Genomic DNA, 20,558 nt, shown 5'->3' on the forward strand with positions numbered 1-20,558 from the left:
GGAGAAGGCTTGGCGGAGGCGGACGGGAATCGAACCCGCCTGACCGAGATGCTCGGCCACGTCGGCTTTAGAGGCCGCGGGGGTCACCAGACACCCTGACGCCTCCGCCCGGAAGCCTACGGGGCGAGCGCCACCCAGAAATGTCAGAGGGCGCCGTCACCATCCCCGCATGACCCGCACCGTGTCCCGCTCCCCCGTGACGCTGCCGCTGTCGATCACCCCCGAGCAGGCCGCGGCCATCGCCGTCGCGCTCGCGGCCCAGCCCGACGGCCCGTACGCCACCGAAGGGCGCGGCGCGCTCGACAAGGTGCTCGCTGCCCTGGAGCCCGACCCCCGGCGCAGGGAGGCGCTGGTGACGAGCACCCTGCTCGTGCGCGTCGAGGCAGGGCGCGCCGACGCCGTGCGGTCCGTGCTCGAGCAGGCCCTGACGGGGCACCGAGTGGTCGTCGTCAGCTACCGGGACGCCAAGGGCGAGGCGAGCCGGCGCGAGGTGGAGCCTCAGCTCCTGGCCCGTACTGCCGAGCGCGAGTACCTGGTGGCCTGGTGCCGCGAGCGGGAGGCGATCCGGTGGTTCCGGCAGGACCGCATCGAGAGCGCGGAGCTGACCGCCGAGTCCGCCCCGCGTCGGGACCCGGCGACCTTCGGCGCTCCGCCTGCTGACGGGCACCCCACCCATCCGGCGGGCCGGGCGCTGGGCGGGCGCGCGCCGGATCCCCGTCCCCGGCTGACCCTGCTGCCCGGCGGTCGGCAGGACTAGGCCGGGCGGTGGCGATCCCGCCTACATTCGCCCCGTGACCATCGCACCGTCCACGATCAGGCTCACCCAGTACGCGCACGGCGGCGGCTGCGCCTGCAAGATCCCGCCGGGCGAGCTCGAGGCGGTCGTCGCCGGCCTGACCAGGACCGGCCCCGCGTCGCCGAACGCCGAGCTGATCGTCGGCCTGGACGACGGTGACGACGCGGCCGTGGTGCGGATCGCCGGCGGACAGGGGCTGGTGCTCACCACCGACTTCTTCACCCCGGTGGTCGACGACGCGTACACGTTCGGCCGGATCGCGGCGGCGAACGCCCTGTCGGACGTCTACGCCATGGGCGGCACCCCGGTCGTGGCCGTCAACCTGCTCGGCTGGCCGCGGGACGTGCTGCCGGCCGAGCTGGCCGCCGAGGTGCTGCGCGGCGGACTCGAGGTGGCGCAGGAGGCCGGCTGTCACGTCGGCGGCGGGCACTCGATCGACGACCCGGAGCCGAAGTACGGCATGGCCGTCACCGGCCTGGTCGACCTCGACCGGATCATCCGCAACGACGCCGCGGTCGCCGGGACGGCGCTGTCGCTGACCAAGCCGCTCGGGGTCGGGGTGCTCAACAGCCGGATGAAGGCGACCGGCGAGGTGTCGGACGAGGCGGTCGCGTCGATGACCGCGCTCAACCGCGAGGCGGGAGAGGCAGCCGTCGCCACGGGCATCCGGGCCGGCACCGACGTCACCGGCTTCGGACTTCTGGGCCACCTCTACAAGATGGCGCGGGCCAGCGGGGTCACCGCAGTGGTCGACGCCTCCGCCGTCCCGTACCTGGCCGGTGCCCGCGAGGCGCTCGCCGACGGCTACGTCTCCGGTGGGACGCGGCGCAACCTCGACTGGGTCCGCCCGCACACCGACCTGTCGGCGATCACCGAGGACGAGGCGCTGCTGCTCGCCGACGCCCAGACCTCCGGCGGGCTGCTGCTGGGCGGCGAGATCCCCGGAGCGCCGGTGATCGGCGAGTTCGTACCGCGCGGCGAGTACGTCGTCGTCATCCGGTAGGTCGGCCTACCGTTCGACCGTGGACCTACCGCTGACGCCTCGTCCTGCCGACTGGGTGCCGGTGGAGTCCTGCACGCTGCCGACTGCCGAGCAGCCGCTGCGCGTGGCCGAGTTCGACGATCTGTTCGGCGCGTCCCTCCGGGCCGTCGAGACCTCCTCCGCCGTGCACACGAGGCTCGTGCTGGAGGGCGACGGAACGTTGCCCGATCGGGTCCGGCGACTGGCCGACGCCGAGGCCTCGTGCTGCTCCTTCTTCACCTTCACGCTCGCGACGCTGGGCACCAGCGAGGCCGTTCCCCCCGACCGGACCGTGGTCGCCCTCGACATCGAGGTCCCGGTCACCCGCTCCGACGTCCTGAGCGCGCTGGTCCAGCGAGCCGAGCAGGCGCTGGCCGCGGGGGCCCAGCGACCGGAAGATGACGGCAAGGCGGGACAGTGACCGCGGTAGCTCAGCGCGTGCTCACCAGGACATAACGCTCGTCGTCCACGCGGCCGCCCCAGAGCGCGGCATCGCCCGACAGCTGTCGCACGAGGGCCTGTTCGCGCCGCCGCAGGACGAGGTCCCGGCACTCGACAGCCGGCAGCCCCGCTCCCGTCGCCCACCTGCCCTCGACCAGCACCAGCCGACCGTGGGGGCGCAGAAGTCGCGTCCAGCTCGCCAGGACCGCGTCGCGGTCGGGCAGCGCCCACAGCACGTGTCGGCACAGGACGGCGTCCATGGACTCCGGCGCGAACGGCGGGGAGGCGGCGTCGCCACGAGCCAGGTCGAGGCGCACGCCGGCTGCAGCCGCCTTCGCCCGGGCCACGCCGAGCATCTGTCCAGACGTGTCGACGCCGCTGACCCGGTGTCCGGCCCGCGCCAGGAGAACCGCGAGCGACCCGGTTCCGCAGCCGACGTCGATGATCCGTGCGGGCGGCTGGGGCATCAGCGGGAGGAGCAGGGTGGCCCAGGCGGCCCGCACGGCGGGATCCCGGAGTCCGTGGTCGGCCTCGTCGTCGAACGTGGCGGCGGCGGCGTCCCAGGGATCGGTCATCGCGGCCAGCGTCGCACGGTCTGCGATGGCGGTGTCGCCCGCCGGAGCGCCATGCCCTAGCGTCCGATCATGCTCGCCGCCTTCGTCTCCGCCCCTGCCCCGAAGGACCCGCTGTCCGTTCTCGAGGTCGGTGACCGCCCCGAACCGGAGGCGCCCGAGGGCTGGACGACGATCCAGGTCAAGGCCGTGTCGCTCAACCACCACGACCTGTTCAGCCTCCAAGGCATCGGTCTGCCGCAGGAGCGGATGCCGATGATCCTCGGCACCGACGCGGCCGGGATCGACGCAGAAGGCAACGAGGTCGTCGTCCACGGCGTCGTCGCCAGCCCCGACTGGACCGGCGACGAGACGCTGGACCCCAAGCGCACGCTCTTCTCCGAACTGCACCAGGGCACGATGGCCGAGCAGGTCGTCGTCCCGAAGCGGAACGTGCTGCCGAAGCCCGCCGAGCTGTCCTTCGCCGAGGCCGCCTGCCTGCCCACCGCCTGGCTCACCGCCTACCGCATGCTCTTCGTGAAGTCGGGGCTGCGCCCCGGCCAGACCGTGCTGGTCCAGGGCGCGAGCGGTGGTGTGGCGACGGCGCTGATCGTGCTCGGTCGCGCCGCCGGCCTCCGGGTCTGGGTGACCGGTCGCAGCGAGGAGAAGCGCGCCGCCGCCCTCGCGATGGGCGCCGAGCAGGCGTTCGAGTCCGGCGCCCGGCTGCCGGAGCGCGTCGACGGCGTCATGGAGACCGTCGGTGAGGCCACCTGGTCGCACAGCATCAAGTCGCTCAAGCCCGGGGGGGTGGTGGTCACCTCGGGCGCGACCACCGGCTTCAACCCGGGCGCCGAGCTCAACCGGATCTTCTTCACCCAGCTGTCGGTCATCGGCTCGACGATGGGCACGAAGTCCGAACTGGAGTCGCTGATCCAGCTGTGCAGCGTCACCGGCATCCGCCCGCAGATCGACGTCGAACTGCCGCTGTCACAGGCCCGCGAGGGCTTCGAGCGCATGCTCGAGGGCCGCACCAACGGAAAGATCGTCTTCACGCTCTGAAAGCGGACCCCCTGCCCCCCGCCACTCGCACGCTCGCGGCGGGGCCCTGCAGGGGGCCGGATGCCTACCTCGCCTACGTCGAGGCCACCGGCATGGCGGAGTACCGGCGGACGCCGGGGAACCAGGGCGCCCACATGCTCGCCCGCGACCTCGGCGACGGCGGGACCGAAATCGTCACCCTCAGCTTCTGGAACTCCCTCGACGTCGTCCGAGGTTTCGCCGGGGCCTGACCGCCTCCAACCTGGCGTGTCAAGAAGGGTTGACAGCGCCGTCGAGGGCAACTTAGGTTGACAGACATGACGGACACGACGCAGGTGGCATCCGCTGCCAGCAGCCGGGACCCGGCCATCGGGCTGAAGGCGGTCCGATCCCTCCGGACGCTGGTCGAACGGCTCGAGGACCTCCAGGTCCGCAACGCCCGCGACCACGGCTGGACGTGGGAGCAGATCGCCCAGCTCCTGGGCGTCACCCGGCAGGCAGTGCACAAGAAGTACGCGAGCGGCCGCGGGCCGCTCCGGCGGAAGGACTGACCATGTTCGAGCGGTTCACCATCGAGGCCCGGGAGACCGTGGTCGGCGCCCAGCTGGAGGCGCGTCGGCTGCACTCCCAGCGCATCGGCACCGAGCACCTGCTGCTGAGCCTGCTGGCCCAGGGGACGGCGAGCTCCGCGGTGCTCGCCCGGCACGGCCTGACCCGGGACGACGTGGCCGAGACGGTTGCGGCGTACGTCGGCGGCGACGAACTGGACGCCGCCGCGCTCACCGCCGTGGGCATCGATCTGGACGCCGTCCGCAGCTCGGTCGAAGCGAGCTTCGGCCCCGGCGCGCTCGACCGGCCGAGGTCGAAGACGAAGGACCCTTCGGGACACATTCCCTTCACGCCCCGCGCGAAGAAGGTGCTGGAGCTGTCGCTGCGCGAGGCCCTCGCGATGAGGTCCAAGGAGATCGCCGACGGCCACATCGCGCTCGGCGTCCTGCGCGAGGGCGAAGGCCTGGCCGTGAAGATCCTGTTCGACCGCGGGGTCGACGTCGAGGCGCTTCGGCAGGACCTCAGGACCGCACTGATCCCCTGACCTCGCGCAGGAGCACGAGGGCCGCGACCGCCGCGAGGCCGGCGGCGATGGCGGCGCCGGCGAACACCGTGTGCAGCTGGGTGAGGATCGCCGCGTCGGTCGCCAGGTCGTAGGGCGCGCAGTCGGCCGGGGTGTCCGGACAGAGCTCGAACGGCGTGCCGATCGCGTCCACCTCGGCGGTGAACCGACGGAGCGCGACCGCGGTCAGCAGCGACAACCCGCTGAGCATGCCGACCGTGCGGGCGACGACGGCCAGGGCGCTGGCGCTGCCGTGCACGTCGGCGGCGGTCACCCCCAGGAGGACGGCGTTGACCGGGGCGATGGCCAGCCCGAAGCCGAACCCGGCGGCCAGCAGGACGACGTAGGACGCGACGCCGTCGAGCGATGTCGAACCCCACGTCGTCATCACGACGAATGCGACCGTGGTCAGCGCCATCCCGCCCGCAGCGACCAGCCGCGAGGGGAATGTGCGGCACAGCCAGCCACCGGCCACCGCGCCCACCGGGACGGCGACCAGCAGCCGGAGCAGGACGAGCGCGGCACCGAGCTGATCGCCGGGCGTCGTGGTGTTGCGGGCGAACAGCGGCACGTCGACCAGGGCGGCGACGAGGGCGACCCCGACCAGCAGGTTCACCACGAGCGCGCCCCACGCGCCTCTCGGCCGCAACGCACCGAGGGGCAGCACGGGTTCGGGGGTGCGCCGTTCGTGCAGCACGAAGGCGATCGCCGCGACCAGCGCGAGCGGCAGCAGAACCGGGCCGTGGGCGACCACCTGCGTCGCGGGGTCGGCCGCTGCGAACGCCCACACGAGACTGCCGAGCGCGACGACGGCGAGGACCGAACCCAGCACGTCGACCTCGCCGGCCAGCCGTGGCAGCCCCCGCAGCGGCAGGACGGCGCCGACGGGTGCGGCGAGACTGCGGACGACGAGCGCAGCGCCGGCCACGAGCGCGATCAGGACCAGCGGCGTCGACGCCTCCAGCGACGGGATCGCCGGCACGTAGAGCAGACCGAGGGTGACGTCCTCGGCCAGCGCCGCCGGCGCGGCGAGCTGCAGCGCCACCGCGAGGCCGGTCAGCGCCGCCAGCGCCAGGCCGACCGGATCGGGGCGTCGTCCCCGGGCCGAGACCAGCACCCCTCCGGCCAGGGCGAGCCCGAGGAGCAGGTTGAGCCAGAAGATGGCCCGCCAGTCGGCGACCGCCAGCACCGCCGCGCCGGCCAGCGGCCCGAGCACCGCGCCGGCCTCCTGCACGGCGCCGACCACGCCGAGCGGCAGAGCGCGCCGCTCCGGCGGCCAGCGGTCGGCGACGAGCGCGAGCGTCGCCGGCACCAGTCCCCCGGCCCCGATGCCCTGTAGGCCGCGGCCCAGGACGGCCGGACCCAACCCGTCGGCGGTGGCGGTCAGGAGCGATCCCAGGGCGAACAGCAGCAGGCACCCGACCAGGACCGGCACCCGACCGCGCAGGTCGGCCAGCCGGCCGAGCAGCGGCAGGGTGGCGGTGTAGCCGAGCAGAAAGCCGCCGATGATCGGGGTCGCCCGCTGCAGCTCGTCGAGGCCGACGCCGACCCCGGTGAGGATGTCGGGCAGCGCCAGGACGACGACGTAGGTGTCGGCCGCCGTGACGAGGACGGCGAGCGTGGCCAGGACGACGACCGGCAGCCCCGGCCGGTCGCGCGCGGCGGGCGCCACCGCCTGGTCAGCCGGGGGTCGGTGCGGTGATCTCGACATCGGCCCCGAAGTCGCTCAGCTCGAGGGTGTACGTGGCGTCGTCCTCGGCCGTGAAGAACGGCCCGGTCAGCTCCGCGCGCCGCAGTTCCCCGGTGTCGGTGGCGATCGAGAAGCGCGCCTGGACCGGCTTGCTGGGGTCCTCGCTGGTGAGGATCTGCTCCACCAGGTCGCCCGGCAGTTCCGCGGTCACCTCGCGCACCACCTCGCCGTCGACCCGACGCTCCTCGCCGAGCTTCGCCCCGGTCGCCTTGTCGAGCAGCTGGGAGATGCCGGTGTCGGGGTCCAGCAGCGCCCCGGGGTCGCCGAAGCCGAACTGCGCGGGGTCGATCTCGGAGAACGACGACGTGAAGGGCAGCTGCGCCCAGACCGTGCCGTCGATGGAGACGACCTGCAGGTCGAGTGTCGAGCCCAGGGCGAGGACCTTGAGGGTCCCCTCGAAGGAGGCCGGCCGGGCGATGTCGCCCTCGCCCCCGACCAGGACGGTGCCCGTCTCCGGGGCGCCCTCGCTGCTGAGCTCGAAGTGCGCGCTGCTCGCCTCGTCGAGGGTCTGCTTGGCCTCGGCCAGCAGGTCCGGCGCCGACTCCTCCGACGAGCCGCCCGAGCAGCCGGCCAGGACCGGGACGGCGAACAGCGCCAGCGCGAGCACCGGAGCGCACCTACGGCCCAGCGACACGGCGACCTCCCCGTCGGCCGGGCGAGCTCCCGGCGTACCGCGGCGGACAGTAGCGCGCCGCTCCGTTCAGGCGCGGACGCCGGTCCGAGCCTCGATCTTGGCGGCGATCTTCGGCTGATCCTTGACCGGCAGGTACTGCAGCGCCGGGGCGAGCTCAGGCAGCCGGGACTTCTCGAACATGGCGATCCGGAACGCCCGCTCGACGGTGATCCCGTGGTCGGGTCGGGACACCACCTCGATGGCGTCGCCGGCCCCGATGTCACCGGTCGCCAGCACCCGCAGGTAGGCGCCGGTGGCGCCGTGCGCGGCGAACCGCTTGACCAGGTCGGGGATGTCCCAGAACCGGGCGAAGTTCGCGCAGGGTGTGCGCCACGCGGTCACCTCGAACAGCGCCGTCCCGATCTGCCACCGGTCGCCGAGGAGCGCGTTGCGCAGGTCCAGGCCGCTGGTGCGCAGGTTCTCGCCGAACCGTCCGGGCGGCAGCTCGCGGCCCAGCTCGGCGATCCAGAAGTCGGCGTCCTCCTGGGCGTAGGCGTAGACCGCCTGCCCCTCGCCGCCGTGGTGCCTGCGGTTGACCTGCACGTCGCCGTCCAGACCCAGCGGATGGACGGCGACACGTCCGGGAACCGGCCGCTTGTCGATGCCGCTGCGATTGGGCTTGCGGTCGGGCAGGGGCAGCAGGTCTGCGCCGGAGACGCAGACCGCGTCGAGCTGTCCGGTCACTTCTTGGAGGCGGTCGACTCGTTGGTGGAGAGCGCGGCGACGAACGCCTCCTGGGGGACCTCGACGCGGCCGACCATCTTCATCCGCTTCTTGCCCTCCTTCTGCTTCTCCAGCAGCTTGCGCTTGCGGGTGATGTCACCGCCGTAGCACTTGGCGAGGACGTCCTTGCGGATGGCGCGGACCGTCTCGCGGGCGATGACCCGGGAGCCGACGGCGGCCTGGATCGGCACCTCGAACTGCTGGCGCGGGATGAGCTCGCGGAGCTTGCCGGCCATCAGCACCCCGTAGCTGTACGCCTTGTCCTTGTGCACGATCGCGCTGAACGCGTCGACGGCCTCGCCCTGGAGCAGGATGTCGACCTTCACCAGGGACGACTCTTGCTCGCCGGCCTCGGCGTAGTCGAGGGAGGCGTAGCCGCGGGTGCGCGACTTCAGCGCGTCGAAGAAGTCGAAGATGATCTCGCCCAGGGGCAGCGTGTAGCGCAGTTCGACCCGGGACTCCGACAGGTAGTCCATGCCGCCGAGCTGGCCGCGGCGGCCCTGGCAGAGCTCCATGATCACGCCGGTGTAGTCACTCGGCGCGATGATCGTGGCGTTGACGACCGGCTCGTAGATCGTGCCGATCTTCCCGGCGGGCCAGTCGCTGGGGTTGGTCACGGTGATCTCGGAGCCGTCGTCCATGATCACGCGGTAGACGACGTTGGGTGCGGTGGAGATGAGGCTGATGCCGGCCTCGCGCTCCAGCCGCTCGCGGACGATCTCCAGGTGCAGCAGGCCGAGGAACCCGACGCGGAAACCGAAGCCGAGCGCCGCTGACGTCTCCGGCTCGTAGACCAGGGCGGCGTCGTTGAGCAGCAGTTTGTCCAGGGCCTCGCGCAGCAGCGGGTACTCGCTGCCGTCGATCGGATAGAGGCCGGAGTAGACCATCGGCTTGGGGTCGCGATAGCCGCCGATCGACTCGGTCGCCGGCTTGTGCTGGAGGGTGACGGTGTCACCGACGCGGGACTGGCGGACGTCCTTCACCCCGGTGATGAAGTAGCCGACCTCGCCGACGCCGAGGCTCTCGACCGGCTTGGGCTCCGGGGAGATGACGCCGATCTCGAGCAGCTCGTGGGTCGCACCGGTGGACATCATCTTGATCTTGTCGCGGGCGGAGATCCGCCCGTCGACCACGCGGACGTAGGTGATCACGCCGCGGTAGATGTCGTAGACCGAGTCGAAGATCATCGCGCGGGCGGGGCCCTCGTCGCGCCCGCTCGGGGCGGGGATCCGGTCGACGATCAGGTCGAGCAGCTCGGGGACGCCGACGCCGGTCTTCCCGCTGACCCGGAGCACGTCGTCGGGCTCGCAGCCGATGATGTGCGCGATCTCGGCGGCGTACTTCTCGGGCTGCGCGGCCGGGAGGTCGATCTTGTTGAGCACCGGGATGATCGTGAGGTCGTTCTCCAGCGCCAGGTACAGGTTGGCCAGCGTCTGGGCCTCGATGCCCTGGGCGGCGTCGACGAGGAGGACGGCGCCCTCGCAGGCGGCCAGCGACCGGGACACCTCGTAGGTGAAGTCGACGTGGCCCGGGGTGTCGATCATGTCCAGCACGAACTCGGTGCCGGTGTGCTCGCCCGACCGCGGGGTCCAGGGCAGGCGGACGTTCTGCGCCTTGATCGTGATGCCGCGCTCACGCTCGATGTCCATGCGGTCGAGGTACTGGGCGCGCATGTTGCGACCCTCGACGAGCCCGGTGACTTCGAGCATGCGGTCGGCCAGCGTCGACTTGCCGTGGTCGATGTGGGCGATGATGCAGAAGTTCCGGATGAGGGCCGGATCGGTGTTGGCGGGAGTCGTCACAGTGCCGCCATCGTCCCACGGCACCCGGCCGGGCCGGGCGACCGCCGGTCAGCCCGTGTGGCAGGGGTCAACTGATGGCGGGTTGGGGTCTGCCGATCGACGCTGGTATCTTGGCAGACCGGTCCGCTGGCGCGGGGCCTGTCGGTCTGCGCCCGGACGCATTGTCAGAAGTACTCCCTCCTGCGAGACACCGAGGCTCACGCGTGGCGAACATCAAGTCCCAGATCAAGCGGATCCGCACCAACGAGAAGGCGCGCCAGCGCAACGTCGCGGTGCGCTCTGCCCTGAAGACGACGGTCCGGCGCTTCCGCACCGCCGCCGACTCCGGGGACGCCGCTGCCGCGACGGCCGCTCTCGAGGCCGCCAGCAAGGCCCTCGACAAGGCCGCCAGCAAGGGCGTCATCCACAAGAACCAGGCCGCCAACCGCAAGTCGGGCATGGCCAAGCAGGTCGCCAGCCTCTGAGGCTGAGCCGGCCACTGAGGCCGGCACGCCGCGTCCCGGACGCGGCACCCAACGTGTGGTGCCGAACGAGCCCCTCCCCTCGCGGGACGGGGCTCGTTCCGCGTTCTGGGTAGTCCCGGGACCAGGCGCCCGGGCTCCAGCGCAGGGGGTCAGCGCCCGGCGGATGCCCGTCCGCGGCCCGTCTCGGCGCGGATCGTGACGATCCGGCGGACCGCACGCTCCAGCGCGTAGTCCGCGCTGGCCGCGGCACCCTTGACGTCGGCGTTGAGCTCGGCGGCCACGCCGATCGCCTGCTGCAGCCCGTCGATGCTCCAGCCTCGTGACTGCGCCTGGGCCTTCTTCACCTTCCACGGCGGCAGCTTGAGGATCCGGGCGAGCTCGCCGGGGTTGGTGGAACTGAGCGATGCGACCCGGGCGGCGGTACGGACGCCGTCGGCGATGGCGTCGGCGATCAGCACGTGCGCCACGCCGCGCTGCAGCGCCCAGCGCAGCATCTCGATCGAGCCGGCCCGGTCCCCCACGAGCACCCGCTCGGCGACGGTGAAGCCGGTGACCTCGGCCTGGCCGTGGTGGAAGCGGGCCACGGCCTCGGCGTCGACGTTCCCGCCGAAGTCGGAGACCAGCTGGCTCGCCGCGGCGGAGAGCTGGCGCAGGTCCGCACCGACGGCGTCGACCAGCGCACTGGCCGCGTCGGCGGTGATCCGGCCGCCGGCCTGGCGGACCTCGTTGCGGACGAAGCCGATGCGGTCGCCGACCGAGGTGACCTTGGGGCACTCGTCGAGCGCCGCGCCCGCCGACCGGAAGGACTTGACCAGGGCCTCGTTGCGCTTGCCCCCGAAGTGGACGATCACCAGCGTGAGATCCGGGTCAGGATCCTTGGTGTAGCTGACCAGCGCGTCTGCCAGCGCACCGGCACACTCCTGGACCCCGGTGACGACGACCAGCCGGTGCCCGCCGAACAGCGATGGCGCCAGCACGTCGGCCAGCTGGCCGATCGGCAGGCCCGCGGCGGCGAGCTCGTGCTCCTCGGCGTCCTCGTGGCGGGCGAAGACGGCGGCCCGGACCGCGGAGACCGCTCGGGCGCGCAGCAACTCCTCCTCCCCCATCACCACCCGGAGGTGCGAGGTGGGTTCCACGGGGGTCGCCGACACACCGCCATGGTGTCACGGGGGCACGACACTCCGACCGCGACGACGGGGGGCTCGGGTGGCCGCCGGCGCGGGCGTGGTCCCCGTCTGCAGGCGCTCCGCCGCCGCGACCGACGGCCCCCCGCGGACAGCCACACCCCAGGACCGGGCTGACCCCACGACAGCCAGGTCGCCCTCCCGGTCGGTCCGGTGCACGCGCATCCCGTCCCGCACGAGCGCGGTGAGCGTCCGCGCGGTGGGATGGCCGTACGTGTTGTCCGCACCCACCGAGACGAGGGCGACGCGGGCTCCGCTGGCGGCAAGGAACGCCGGATCGGCGTCGGCGCTGCCGTGGTGCGGCACCTTCAGCACGTCGGCCCGAAGGTCGATCCCGCTCGACACGATCCGTGACTCCGCCTCGGCTCCGAGATCGCCGGTCAGCAGGATGCGCACGCCGCGCACGGTCACCCGGGCCACCATCGAGAGGTCGTTGGGTGCCGCCGAGGCCGTGGCCCGCGCCGGGTCCGGCGCCAGCACCTCGATCGCGACGCCGTCCACCGTGCGCCGGTCCCCTGGCACGAGAACAGCTCGCTCGCCGGCTTCCCGCTGGACGAGCCGGTCGAGGGCGGCGGCCCGGTCGTCGGTCGCCGACAACGTCGCGGTCGCGACCACACCGACGTCGCGGCCGGTCAGGGCGCCGGCCAGGCCACCCACATGGTCGGCGTCCAGGTGGGACAGCAGCACCAGCGGCAGCGAGTCGATGCCCAACCGGTCCAGGCATCGGTCGACCGCCCCGACCTCGGGGCCGCTGTCGACGAGGACCCCTGCCCCGGGTCCGGCCGGCAGCACGAGCGCGTCGCCCTGCCCGACGTCGCAGGCGACGGCCACCGTGTCCTGCGGCGGCCAGCCCCGCACCGTCTGCCGGAGCGGCCAGCCGAGCACGACGAGTCCGACCACGGCCGCCAGCGCCAGCAGGCGCAGCCGTGGGAACCGCCAGAGGCACCAGGTGCCGCCGAGGAGCAGGACGGCCAGGACCACGGCGCCCCTGCTCCCGGCAGGCCACCCCGTCGCCGCGTCCGGCACCGCCGCCGCACGCTCGGCCACCAGCACCAGCCAGCGGACCGGCCATCCCGCGAGCCAGACGAGTACATCGGCCAGCGGAGGGACGGGAACGCTCACGACCACGGCGAGGAGGCCGACGACCGTGGCCGGCGCGACCGCTGGGGCAGCGAGCAGGTTGGCCGGCAGGGAGACCAGGCTGACCGTGCCGGAGAGACCGGCGACGATCGGGGCCGTCGCCAGGCCCGCCGCGGCGCTGACCGTCAGGGCATCGGCGAGGAGCCGTGGCCAGCCCCGCTCGCGGAGCCGACGCGACCAGCCCGGCGCCAGCAGGACGATCGCGGCGGTGGCCACGACCGACAGGGCGAAGCCGGCGTCGCGGGCGAGGCCAGGATCGTGGAGCAGCAGCACGCAGACGGCGGCGCCCAGGGCAGGGATCGCCGCCCTCGATCGCCCCGAGGCGAGCGCGAGCAGGGTGACCGCTCCCATGGCGGCCGCGCGGACGACGCTGGGACTGGGGCCGGCGAGGACGACGAACCCCACGAGCCCGAGCCCCGCGACGACGGCCTGCACCCGTCGGCGCACGGCGCGACGCCGCAGCGGCCAGAGCAGACCGGTGAGCACGATGGCGACGTTCGCGCCGGATACGGCAGTGAGATGCGTCAGGCCGGCCCGCCGGAAGTCCTCGCTGAGCACCGGGTCCATGGCCCGGGTGTCGCCGACGACCAGGCCCGGCAGCAGTCCGGCCGCCGGCGGATCGAGTACCCGGGCCGCTGAGGCAGCGAGCCCATCGCGGAGGGATCCGGCTACTCGCTGCACAGCGCCCGCCGAGGCGACCGGCGCGGGCGGTCCCCGGGCGGAGACGACAGCGACGACATTGTCCCCGGCCCGGGGCAGCGATACGCCCAGGCGGGCCCGGACCCCCTGGCCGGGGAGCAGGTCGCCCCACCCCGCGCCCGCCGCGAACAGCAGCACGCGGTCGTCGAGGCGATGGGTGCGCTGCGCCTCCATCAGCCCGGTGACCGTGGCGTCGGCGATCACCCGTGGTTCTCCGGCGCCGGCCAACCGGTGGGGAGCGCTGTCCAGGTGAAGAACGGCGGTCACCGTGCGACCCGCCTCGGCGACCGCCCTCAGGGGCGAGGCCTCCCGCGCAGCCCCACGCACCGCGGCCGTCGCCGCGGTGACCGCGAGCGCGGCGAGGATGCCCAGGACGACGGCGGCGACGGCTCCGGACCGCCGCGTGGTGGCGATGGCCACTCCGACCGCGACCGCACCCCCGGCACTCGCGGTGAGCGCGCCAGGCGACAGGTAGGGCGCCAGGAGACATCCGACCCACACCGTCAGGGCAGCGGGAACGAGGCGAAGGTCGACCCAGGTCCACCGGGACCCCGACCGGTGCCGGTACCGGACGGCAGCGGAGCTCACACGGTCACCAGGTCGGCCAATTCCGCGGCGCGGGCCGGACCGATGCCCGGCACGTCGTCCAGTTCGTCGACGCTGGTGAACGGGCTCTGTTTCCGGTGGTCCACGATGCGTTGCGCCAGCACGGGCCCCACGCCGGGCAGGGCGTCGAGCTCGGCCACGCCGGCCGTGTTGAGGTTCACCGGGCCTGCAGGCGCAGCCGCGGACCCGGCGGGGTCCGTTACGTCCACCGCGCCTCCTGGGACGCCGACCACGATCTGCTGGCCGTCGGAGACCACGGCCGCGAGGTTGACCGACGCCGGATCGGCGTCGGGCAGCAGCCCTCCGGCCGCCTCGACCGCCTCGGCCACGCGCGCTCCGGACGGCAGCGTGACCAACCCCGGCCGCGCCACGGTCCCCACCACCGACACGACCACCACGGCGGACGTCTCGGCGACCTCGCCCACCGGCGACTGGGCGGGACCGGTCGTCAGAGCCGCACTCCCGGCGGGGAGCACCGGAGCGGGCTCGACCGAGGGACGGTGCAGCCAGGTCCAGCCGATCAGCAGCAGCGCCGCGACGACCCCGGCGGCCCACAGGGAACGGGCGCCCAGCCGTCCGGGATCCCAGCGGGCGGTGCGATCCGGGGCACGGTGGCGCCCGAGTCCCGCGGGGACTCCGTCGTCGGACACCAGCTCGTCCACCGGGACGGTGGCTGTCCGGTCCTCCCAACCCTCGGCATCGGGGTCGTCGAAAGGGTCGTCGTCCGGCACCCAGCCGCGGGCCCGATCGCGGTCCTCGAGCAGGGCCCGGAGGCGAGCGCGGATGACATCGGCGTCGTCGCCGCGGCGGGAGGGAAGGCGCACCGGTCGGACGCTAGGGAGGCTGCTCCCTGAGTGGTGGCCGCCGGAATCATCTGTGGATCCGACCGCTGTCTGTGGACGGCGGGAGGCACCGAAGGGGCTTTCAGCGGCAGCGTGTCGCCCATGCTCCGCTCGATCGCCTGCTCACTCGGCCGCTGTCCGGCCGTCCTGCTCGTCGTCCGGCTCCTGCCAGAACGGAGCGATGACGACGCCGACCGCGCCGGGTCCGACGTGGGCGCCGATCGCCGCGCCGAGCTCGCTGACGTGCAGTTCCCGCAGGGCGGGCAGCCGCTCCCGCAGTTCCGCGGCCAGCCGCTCGGCCCGTTCGCCGGCGGCGAGGTGGTGCACCGCGACCGAGACGGGCCCCTCACCAGCGGCCTCCACCGCCCGCTGGACGAGTCGGTTGAGCGCGCGGGCGGACGTGCGGACCTTCTCCAGCGGGACCACCCGCCCGTCCTTCACGTGCAGGACGGGTTTGACTGCCAACGCAGACCCGAGGACGGCAGCAGCCGCCCCGATCCGGCCGCCCTGGCGCAGGTGCTCGAGGGTGTCGACGACGAAGTACGTGGTCGTCTCCGCGGCGGTCCGCCGGGCGGTCCGGGCGACCTCCTCGGCGTCGGCGCCGGCCGCGGCGGAACGGGCCGCGGCGAGGACCGCGAAGCCGCATCCCATGGCCGCGGACCGGGAGTCGACGACGGTCACGATGTGCTCGCCGACCTGCGACGCTGCCAGTCGCGCAGCGTCCGAGGTGCTCGACAGCTCGGCCGAGAGATGGATGGAGACGATCCGATCGGCGCCCGACGCGAGCGCGTGCCGGTACGCGGCGACGAAATCACCGGGGGTCGGCCGGGACGTGGACACCGTCTGGCCACGGACGGCCAGGGTGCGAGCGACGTCCTCGGGTCCGATGTCGAAGCCCTCGCGCCCGGAGCGGCCGGGCAGGACGACGTAGAGGGGCACAACGTGGATGCCGTATCCCTCGATGAGCTCGGCGGGCAGGTATGCCGTCGAATCGGTGACGACGGCTACGGACACCCGGCGAGGCTAGCCCGCTGGCTGCCCGCTCCAGCGCGGGCGCACGGCACGGATCCGCCGACCGTCAGTGGCGTCGGGTTCAGCGCATCGCGTCGGCGTCGGTCACCGGCGGCTCGTCACCGCTGGGCGGGGACGGCGGAGCGGGCGCCGCCCCGCGCCGGGCCACTCCCTCGGTGCTGCTGCCGGGCGACGGGGGCACAGAACTGTTGTGCCGGACGAGCCGCCAGCGGTCGCCCTGCAGGACGAGCTCGCTCCACGCGCAGTTGCCCAGCGGGCCGAGCACCCGACGATGATCGAAGTCGATCTCGAGCAACCGCTCCATGAGCCGACCGGCGGTGCCGCCATGGGTGACGACGACAGCCGCTCGCGCGGGCGGGAGATCGGCCAGCGCCGCGACCGCCCGTTCGGCGACCTCGGCGGGGTCCTCCCCGCCGCGCCCCCGGACGGGGCGGCCCGCCATCCAGTCGGCGAACTGATCGGGGTATCGCTCGGCCACCTCGTCACGCGTGAGCCCCTCCCAGGAGCCCATCCCGTGCTCACGGAGCCGGGCGTCCAGCCGGAGCGGCCCACCGAGCAGTGCGATGAGCGTCGCGGCGGTGTCGGCCGCCCGGCTGAGGTCGCTGGAGACCACCACGGTCTCCTCCGGGGGCAGCCCGCCGGCCAGGAGTTGCGGAGCAGCGAGGCCCGCCTGGTTCCGGCCGACCTCGTCGAGCGGGGGGTCGAGCTGGCCCTGGAAGCGACCGGTGGCGTTCCACTCCGTGCGGCCGTGCCGCCAGAGCACCAGCCGCGGGACCGGCAGCACGGGGAGCGCGGAACTCACCGGCCGGTCGTGTCCCCACCGGAGGCGGCACCGTCAGCCGACGTGGGGACCGGCTGCGCGGCGCCACTGCCGTCGTCCGCCGACGGGGTGCCGGTCGCGGTCCGCTCCTGCACGGCGCGGTCGGTGAACGGAATGGTCGGGCAGTCCTTCCACAGCCGCTCGAGGGCGTAGTAGGCCCGCTCCTCCGCGTGCTGGACGTGCACGACGACATCGATGAAGTCCAGCAGCACCCAGCGCGACTCGGCGACGCCCTCGCGGCGCACCGGCTTGATGCCGTGCTCGCGCAGGCGCTCCTCGACGGCGTCCACGATCGACTGCACCTGGCGCTCGTTGGGCGCCGAGGCGAGGACGAACGCGTCGGTGATCGCCAGCCGATCGCTGACGTCGACGATGGAGACATCGGTGGCGAGCTTGTCCGCAGCCGCCTGAGCGGCGAGTAGCGCGGTGTCCCGCGCCTCGGCCGAGGCGGTCATCGGGGTACCTCCTGGTAGTGGGTGTCGGGAGTGGAGGGCGGCGGTTGCCCGTCGCCCGGGGAGGAACCGGGAGTGCCCGGGGCGGCCTCGCGGCCGCCGGGCACGAGCCGGCGCGGCTCCCCGCGGTAGAGGCCGCGCTTCTCGATGTACTGCACCACGCCGTCGGGGACGAGGTACCAGACCGGCATCCCCCTGCCCACGCGTTCCCGGCAGTCGGTCGAGCTGATCGCCAGCGCGGGAACCTCGACCAGGCTTACCACGCCCTCGGGCAGGTGCGCGTCGGCGAGGTGGAAGCCGGGGCGCGTCACGCCGATGAAGTGCGCCAGGTCGAACAGCTGCTGGTTGTCGCGCCAGCTCACGATCTGGGCCAGTGCGTCGGCGCCGGTGATGAAGAACAACTCCGCGTCCGGTCGCAGCTTCCGCAGGTCGTTCAGGGTGTCGATCGTGTACGTGGGACCACCGCGGTCGACGTCCACCCGGCTCACCGTGAACCGCGGATTGGAGGCCGTCGCGATGACCGTCATGAGGTAGCGGTCCTCCGGCGGGCTGACCTCGCGCTCGGTCTTCTGCCACGGCTCACCGGTCGGCACGAACACGACCTCGTCCAGTCCGAACAGTCCCGCGACCTCGCTGGCAGCGACGAGGTGGCCATGGTGGATGGGGTCGAACGTTCCACCCATGATCCCGACTCGGCCACCTGCCACCGAACGAGCCTATCCGGGGCCACGGGAGACGGCCCCAGAGGACCAGCCCTGGCCGGCGAACCCGCGGGCACCGACCCGGAGGCCGGTGCCCGGCGGACCGCCGCGACCGGCTCCCCCGTGCAAGCCGGTCGCATTCCAGCCGCGACGTTGCGGATGGACGGTGCCGGGCCGTGGACGACGTCGGCACCGCGCTGATAAACGGCTGAGCTGCGATTGGGTTACGGCCCCGGCCGAAACCGGTTGTGGGCGTCGACACACGGCCGGGACCATCGCTCGGACGCACGGCAGCAGTCGACTTGTAGCCGCGTCGACAAGCAGCCCCGTCGACAAGCGGACCGGCCCCTGCCGCGAGCGGTGGAGGGCAGGGGGTGTTTCTCAGAGGGTCGTGACGAACTCCGACAGCTGAGCGGCGTTGCGGCACTCGACCATGTCGATCACCTCGCCGTAGCGGTCGGCGTTGGAGTCACCGCTCCCCCACAGCCGCCGCGGCTCCGGGTTGAGCCAGTGCGCCGTGCGGGACCGCCGCACCAGGTCAGCCAGCACCGGCATGCCGGGCGGCCGGTAGTTGGTCCGTCCGTCACCGAGGACGAGCAGCGACGTCTTCGGCCCCACCGCCGACGCCCAGCGGTCGGCGAACACCTCGAAGGCTGTTCCGTAGTCGCTGTGCCCGTCGAAGCCGACGACGTCGGCCTCCCGTCCGATCCGCGCCACGGCGTCCACCACGTCGGCGCCCGGCCGGAAGAAGCGGGTGACCTCGTCGGTCGTGTCCACGAACGCGAACGCCCGCACGCCGGTGAAGTGCTCGCGCAGCGCCTGCGTCAGCATCAGGGTGAAGTGGCTGAACCCGGCCACCGAACCGCTGACGTCGCAGAGGACGACCAACTCGGGCTTGTGCACCTTCCGCGGCCGGTGGTGGGTCACGACGGGGACGCCGCCGGTGGCGAGCGAGGCCCGCACGGTCTTGCGGAAGTCCAGCCGGCCCTCACGTCCCAGCCGCCGCCGGGCGGACAGCCGGACGGCGAGCCGGCGGGCCAGCGGGGCGACCGCCCGGCGCAGCTCGGCGAGGTCGCTGGACTGCGCCCGCAGGAAGTCCACCTGGTCGGCCAGCGGGCGGATGGCGTTCTTGGCGACCTTGTCGCGGCCCTTCTCCGCCGCTGTCCGCCGCCGGACCTCGGCCTCGATCGCGGCCCGGAACGCGGCCAGCCGCTCGCGCACGGTATGCCGGGCCACCTGCTCGGCCAGTCCGCCCCGGTCACCCTCGTTCAGCAGTCCGGCCAGCAGCTGGGAGATGAGGGTGTCCGGCGACAGGGCCCGCAGCACCCGGTAGCTGAAGAACGACTGGCCCGACGGCGAGGGCTGGCCCCGCCCGAGCCGGTCCACGGCCATCCGCGCGAACCGGCGCAGGGCCTCCTCGTCGCCGTCCATGAGGAGCTTCAGCAGCTGCGCGCGCATCAGCTCCGACAGCTCCGCGTCGTCGAGCCCCGGCACGTCCAGGGTCGACTCCCCCGGCTCGCCGTCCGCGTTCCCGTCGTCCCCGGCGTCCGCCGACGTCCGGGGCCGGTCCGACAGCGGCCACCACAGGTCGAACAGGACGTCGTAGGTCGGCCGCTGGGCCGCCCGCTGCAGCAGCACCGCGGCCAGGCCGTGCCGCAGCTGCTCGCGTTCGAGCAGGTCGACGACGGTCAGGATCTCGGCCGCGTCGACGGCCTGGCTGATGCCCACCGGGATCCCGGCCCCCCGGACGGCGCGCACGAAGCCGTCCAGGTGCCCGGCCAGCCCACCCGGCTCGGCGGTGGTCGCGGCCCCGGCGTCCATCAGTTCAGCCGCAGCTCGGCCGCGGCGCGCTCCTGGTCGCTGGCGTGCTTGAGCACCACGCCGAGCGTCGAGCGCATCACCGACTCGTCGAGGGTGTCCAGGCCGAGCTCGAGCAGCGTCTGCGCCCAGTCCAGCGTCTCCGAGATCGACGGCGACTTCTTCAGCTCCAGTGCCCGCAGCGCCCGGACCGTGCGCACCAGCTGGTCGGCCAGCCCGGGCGCCAGGTCGGGCACCCGGGACAGCACGATCTCCCGCTCCCGCTCCGCGCTCGGGTAGTCCAGCGCCAGGTACAGGCAGCGGCGCTTGAGCGCCTCGGACAGCTCGCGCGTGGCGTTGGAGGTGAGCACGACCATCGGCCGTCGGGTGGCGGCGATGGTGCCGAGCTCGGGAATGGTCACCTGGAAGTCCGACAGCACCTCCAGCAGCAGCCCCTCGACCTCGACGTCGGCCTTGTCGGTCTCGTCGATGAGCAGCACCGTCGGCTCGGTGCGCCGGATGGCGGTCAGCAGCGGCCGGGAGAGCAGGAACTCCTCACCGAAGATGTCGTCGTGGACGGTGTTCCAGTCGGCGCCGTCGGTGCCCTGCGACGCCTGGATGCGCAGCAGCTGCTTCTTGTAGTTCCACTCGTACAGCGCCCGCGCCTCGTCCAGGCCCTCGTAGCACTGCAGCCGGATCAGCTCCGAGCCCGTCGCGGTGGCCAGCGCCTTCGCCAGCTCGGTCTTGCCGGTGCCGGCCGGGCCCTCGACGAGCAGCGGCTTGCCCAGCCGGTCGGCGAGGAAGACCGTCGTCGCGATCTGCGCGTCCGGCAGGTACCCCGCCGTCGACAAGCGCTTGCTGACGTCGGCGACCGAGGAGAACTGCGGGAACTGCGTCGGGGGGCGGGGCATCGAA

22 protein-coding genes and 1 tRNA gene are annotated in these 20,558 nt (G+C 73.3%); 8 read left to right on the forward strand and 15 right to left on the reverse strand.

Going from position 1 to position 20,558, the window contains the following annotated elements:
* Nucleotides 1-10 precede the first annotated feature (10 nt).
* Nucleotides 11-106 (reverse strand) — tRNA-OTHER (locus E4P38_RS22680).
* Between the two features lie 63 nt (nucleotides 107-169).
* Between E4P38_RS22680 and E4P38_RS01275 the strand changes: the two genes are divergently transcribed.
* From E4P38_RS01275 to E4P38_RS01285, 3 genes are read left to right on the forward strand one after another with little or no spacing between them, the layout of a single operon-like run.
* Nucleotides 170-757, forward strand: coding sequence for a WYL domain-containing protein (locus E4P38_RS01275; RefSeq protein WP_135129897.1), 588 nt, complete (start codon nucleotides 170-172; stop codon nucleotides 755-757).
* Nucleotides 758-791: 34 nt separating this feature from the next.
* A complete protein-coding gene (gene selD / locus E4P38_RS01280) occupies nucleotides 792-1,799 on the forward strand; it encodes a selenide, water dikinase SelD (RefSeq protein ID WP_209308867.1) in 1,008 nt (335 codons plus the stop codon).
* A 19-nt stretch (nucleotides 1,800-1,818) separates the two neighbouring features.
* The gene (locus E4P38_RS01285) at nucleotides 1,819-2,238 is read left to right on the forward strand and encodes a hypothetical protein (RefSeq protein ID WP_209308868.1); all 420 of its coding nucleotides are present in this window, start codon (nucleotides 1,819-1,821) and stop codon (nucleotides 2,236-2,238) included.
* A gap of 10 nt (nucleotides 2,239-2,248) precedes the next feature.
* On the opposite strand, the gene E4P38_RS01290 is transcribed toward E4P38_RS01285, so the two are convergent.
* Nucleotides 2,249-2,833 (reverse strand): class I SAM-dependent methyltransferase, encoded by a 585-nt coding sequence (locus E4P38_RS01290; protein ID WP_135129898.1) that lies wholly within the window; start codon nucleotides 2,831-2,833, stop codon nucleotides 2,249-2,251.
* Between the two features lie 69 nt (nucleotides 2,834-2,902).
* On the opposite strand from E4P38_RS01290, the gene E4P38_RS01295 reads away from it, so the two are divergent.
* The 4 genes from E4P38_RS01295 to E4P38_RS01305 all read left to right on the forward strand — a co-directional run bounded on the left by E4P38_RS01295 (nucleotide 2,903) and on the right by E4P38_RS01305 (nucleotide 4,940).
* Complete coding sequence (locus tag E4P38_RS01295) at nucleotides 2,903-3,868, forward strand: zinc-binding dehydrogenase (RefSeq protein WP_135129899.1); 966 nt, start codon at nucleotides 2,903-2,905, stop codon at nucleotides 3,866-3,868.
* 92 nt (nucleotides 3,869-3,960) lie between these two features.
* A complete protein-coding gene (locus E4P38_RS22685; protein ID WP_167760389.1) occupies nucleotides 3,961-4,098 on the forward strand; it encodes a hypothetical protein in 138 nt (45 codons plus the stop codon).
* A 66-nt stretch (nucleotides 4,099-4,164) separates the two neighbouring features.
* Nucleotides 4,165-4,398: a helix-turn-helix domain-containing protein gene (locus E4P38_RS01300; RefSeq protein WP_135129900.1), complete on the forward strand. Its 234-nt coding sequence runs from the start codon at nucleotides 4,165-4,167 to the stop codon at nucleotides 4,396-4,398.
* A gap of 2 nt (nucleotides 4,399-4,400) precedes the next feature.
* Nucleotides 4,401-4,940 carry a Clp protease N-terminal domain-containing protein gene (locus E4P38_RS01305; RefSeq protein ID WP_135129901.1) on the forward strand — a complete coding sequence of 180 codons (540 nt, stop codon included), beginning with the start codon at nucleotides 4,401-4,403 and terminating at the stop codon, nucleotides 4,938-4,940.
* Here the strand turns inward: E4P38_RS01305 and E4P38_RS01310 are convergent.
* The 4 genes from E4P38_RS01310 to lepA form a co-directional block, all read right to left on the reverse strand.
* On the reverse strand, nucleotides 4,918-6,630 hold the full coding sequence (locus tag E4P38_RS01310; protein ID WP_245160719.1) for an MFS transporter: 1,713 nt from the start codon (nucleotides 6,628-6,630) through the stop codon (nucleotides 4,918-4,920). The two genes, E4P38_RS01305 and E4P38_RS01310, sit on opposite strands and share 23 nt — an antisense overlap.
* Before the next feature lie 7 nt (nucleotides 6,631-6,637).
* Nucleotides 6,638-7,315, reverse strand: coding sequence for an LppX_LprAFG lipoprotein (locus E4P38_RS01315; RefSeq protein ID WP_167760390.1), 678 nt, complete (start codon nucleotides 7,313-7,315; stop codon nucleotides 6,638-6,640).
* A gap of 93 nt (nucleotides 7,316-7,408) precedes the next feature.
* Nucleotides 7,409-8,065 carry an MOSC domain-containing protein gene (locus tag E4P38_RS01320; RefSeq protein ID WP_135129904.1) on the reverse strand — a complete coding sequence of 219 codons (657 nt, stop codon included), beginning with the start codon at nucleotides 8,063-8,065 and terminating at the stop codon, nucleotides 7,409-7,411.
* Nucleotides 8,062-9,906, reverse strand: a complete 1,845-nt coding sequence (lepA, locus tag E4P38_RS01325) for a translation elongation factor 4 (protein ID WP_135129905.1) — start codon at nucleotides 9,904-9,906, stop codon at nucleotides 8,062-8,064. Before lepA ends, E4P38_RS01320 begins: the two co-directional genes overlap by 4 nt.
* Before the next feature lie 203 nt (nucleotides 9,907-10,109).
* Here lepA and rpsT point away from each other — a divergent pair, with 203 nt between their 5' ends.
* Nucleotides 10,110-10,370 carry a 30S ribosomal protein S20 gene (gene rpsT / locus E4P38_RS01330; RefSeq protein ID WP_135129906.1) on the forward strand — a complete coding sequence of 87 codons (261 nt, stop codon included), beginning with the start codon at nucleotides 10,110-10,112 and terminating at the stop codon, nucleotides 10,368-10,370.
* Between the two features lie 149 nt (nucleotides 10,371-10,519).
* On the opposite strand, the gene holA is transcribed toward rpsT, so the two are convergent.
* The 9 genes from holA to E4P38_RS01375 all read right to left on the reverse strand — a co-directional run bounded on the left by holA (nucleotide 10,520) and on the right by E4P38_RS01375 (nucleotide 20,554).
* Complete coding sequence (holA, locus tag E4P38_RS01335) at nucleotides 10,520-11,521, reverse strand: DNA polymerase III subunit delta (RefSeq protein ID WP_245160720.1); 1,002 nt, start codon at nucleotides 11,519-11,521, stop codon at nucleotides 10,520-10,522.
* A 12-nt stretch (nucleotides 11,522-11,533) separates the two neighbouring features.
* Nucleotides 11,534-13,981: a ComEC/Rec2 family competence protein gene (locus tag E4P38_RS01340; RefSeq protein ID WP_135129907.1), complete on the reverse strand. Its 2,448-nt coding sequence runs from the start codon at nucleotides 13,979-13,981 to the stop codon at nucleotides 11,534-11,536.
* Nucleotides 13,978-14,823 (reverse strand): ComEA family DNA-binding protein, encoded by an 846-nt coding sequence (locus E4P38_RS01345; protein ID WP_135129908.1) that lies wholly within the window; start codon nucleotides 14,821-14,823, stop codon nucleotides 13,978-13,980. The genes E4P38_RS01340 and E4P38_RS01345 overlap by 4 nt, the downstream gene beginning before the upstream one ends.
* 141 nt (nucleotides 14,824-14,964) lie before the next feature.
* Nucleotides 14,965-15,855 (reverse strand): DegV family protein, encoded by an 891-nt coding sequence (locus E4P38_RS01350; protein WP_135129909.1) that lies wholly within the window; start codon nucleotides 15,853-15,855, stop codon nucleotides 14,965-14,967.
* Nucleotides 15,856-15,934: 79 nt separating this feature from the next.
* On the reverse strand, nucleotides 15,935-16,675 hold the full coding sequence (locus E4P38_RS01355; protein ID WP_135129910.1) for a histidine phosphatase family protein: 741 nt from the start codon (nucleotides 16,673-16,675) through the stop codon (nucleotides 15,935-15,937).
* Nucleotides 16,672-17,148 carry a ribosome silencing factor gene (gene rsfS / locus E4P38_RS01360; protein WP_135129911.1) on the reverse strand — a complete coding sequence of 159 codons (477 nt, stop codon included), beginning with the start codon at nucleotides 17,146-17,148 and terminating at the stop codon, nucleotides 16,672-16,674. Before rsfS ends, E4P38_RS01355 begins: the two co-directional genes overlap by 4 nt.
* Nucleotides 17,145-17,852, reverse strand: a complete 708-nt coding sequence (gene nadD / locus E4P38_RS01365) for a nicotinate-nucleotide adenylyltransferase (RefSeq protein WP_245160721.1) — start codon at nucleotides 17,850-17,852, stop codon at nucleotides 17,145-17,147. The genes rsfS and nadD overlap by 4 nt, the downstream gene beginning before the upstream one ends.
* Nucleotides 17,853-18,227: 375 nt before the next feature.
* Nucleotides 18,228-19,667 carry a VWA domain-containing protein gene (locus E4P38_RS01370; RefSeq protein WP_135129912.1) on the reverse strand — a complete coding sequence of 480 codons (1,440 nt, stop codon included), beginning with the start codon at nucleotides 19,665-19,667 and terminating at the stop codon, nucleotides 18,228-18,230.
* Nucleotides 19,667-20,554, reverse strand: a complete 888-nt coding sequence (locus tag E4P38_RS01375) for a MoxR family ATPase (RefSeq protein WP_135129913.1) — start codon at nucleotides 20,552-20,554, stop codon at nucleotides 19,667-19,669. Before E4P38_RS01375 ends, E4P38_RS01370 begins: the two co-directional genes overlap by 1 nt.
* Nucleotides 20,555-20,558 lie beyond the last annotated feature (4 nt).

The organism is Blastococcus sp. CT_GayMR16 (assembly GCF_004570875.1).
In the GTDB taxonomy this organism is placed as follows: domain Bacteria; phylum Actinomycetota; class Actinomycetes; order Mycobacteriales; family Geodermatophilaceae; genus Blastococcus_B.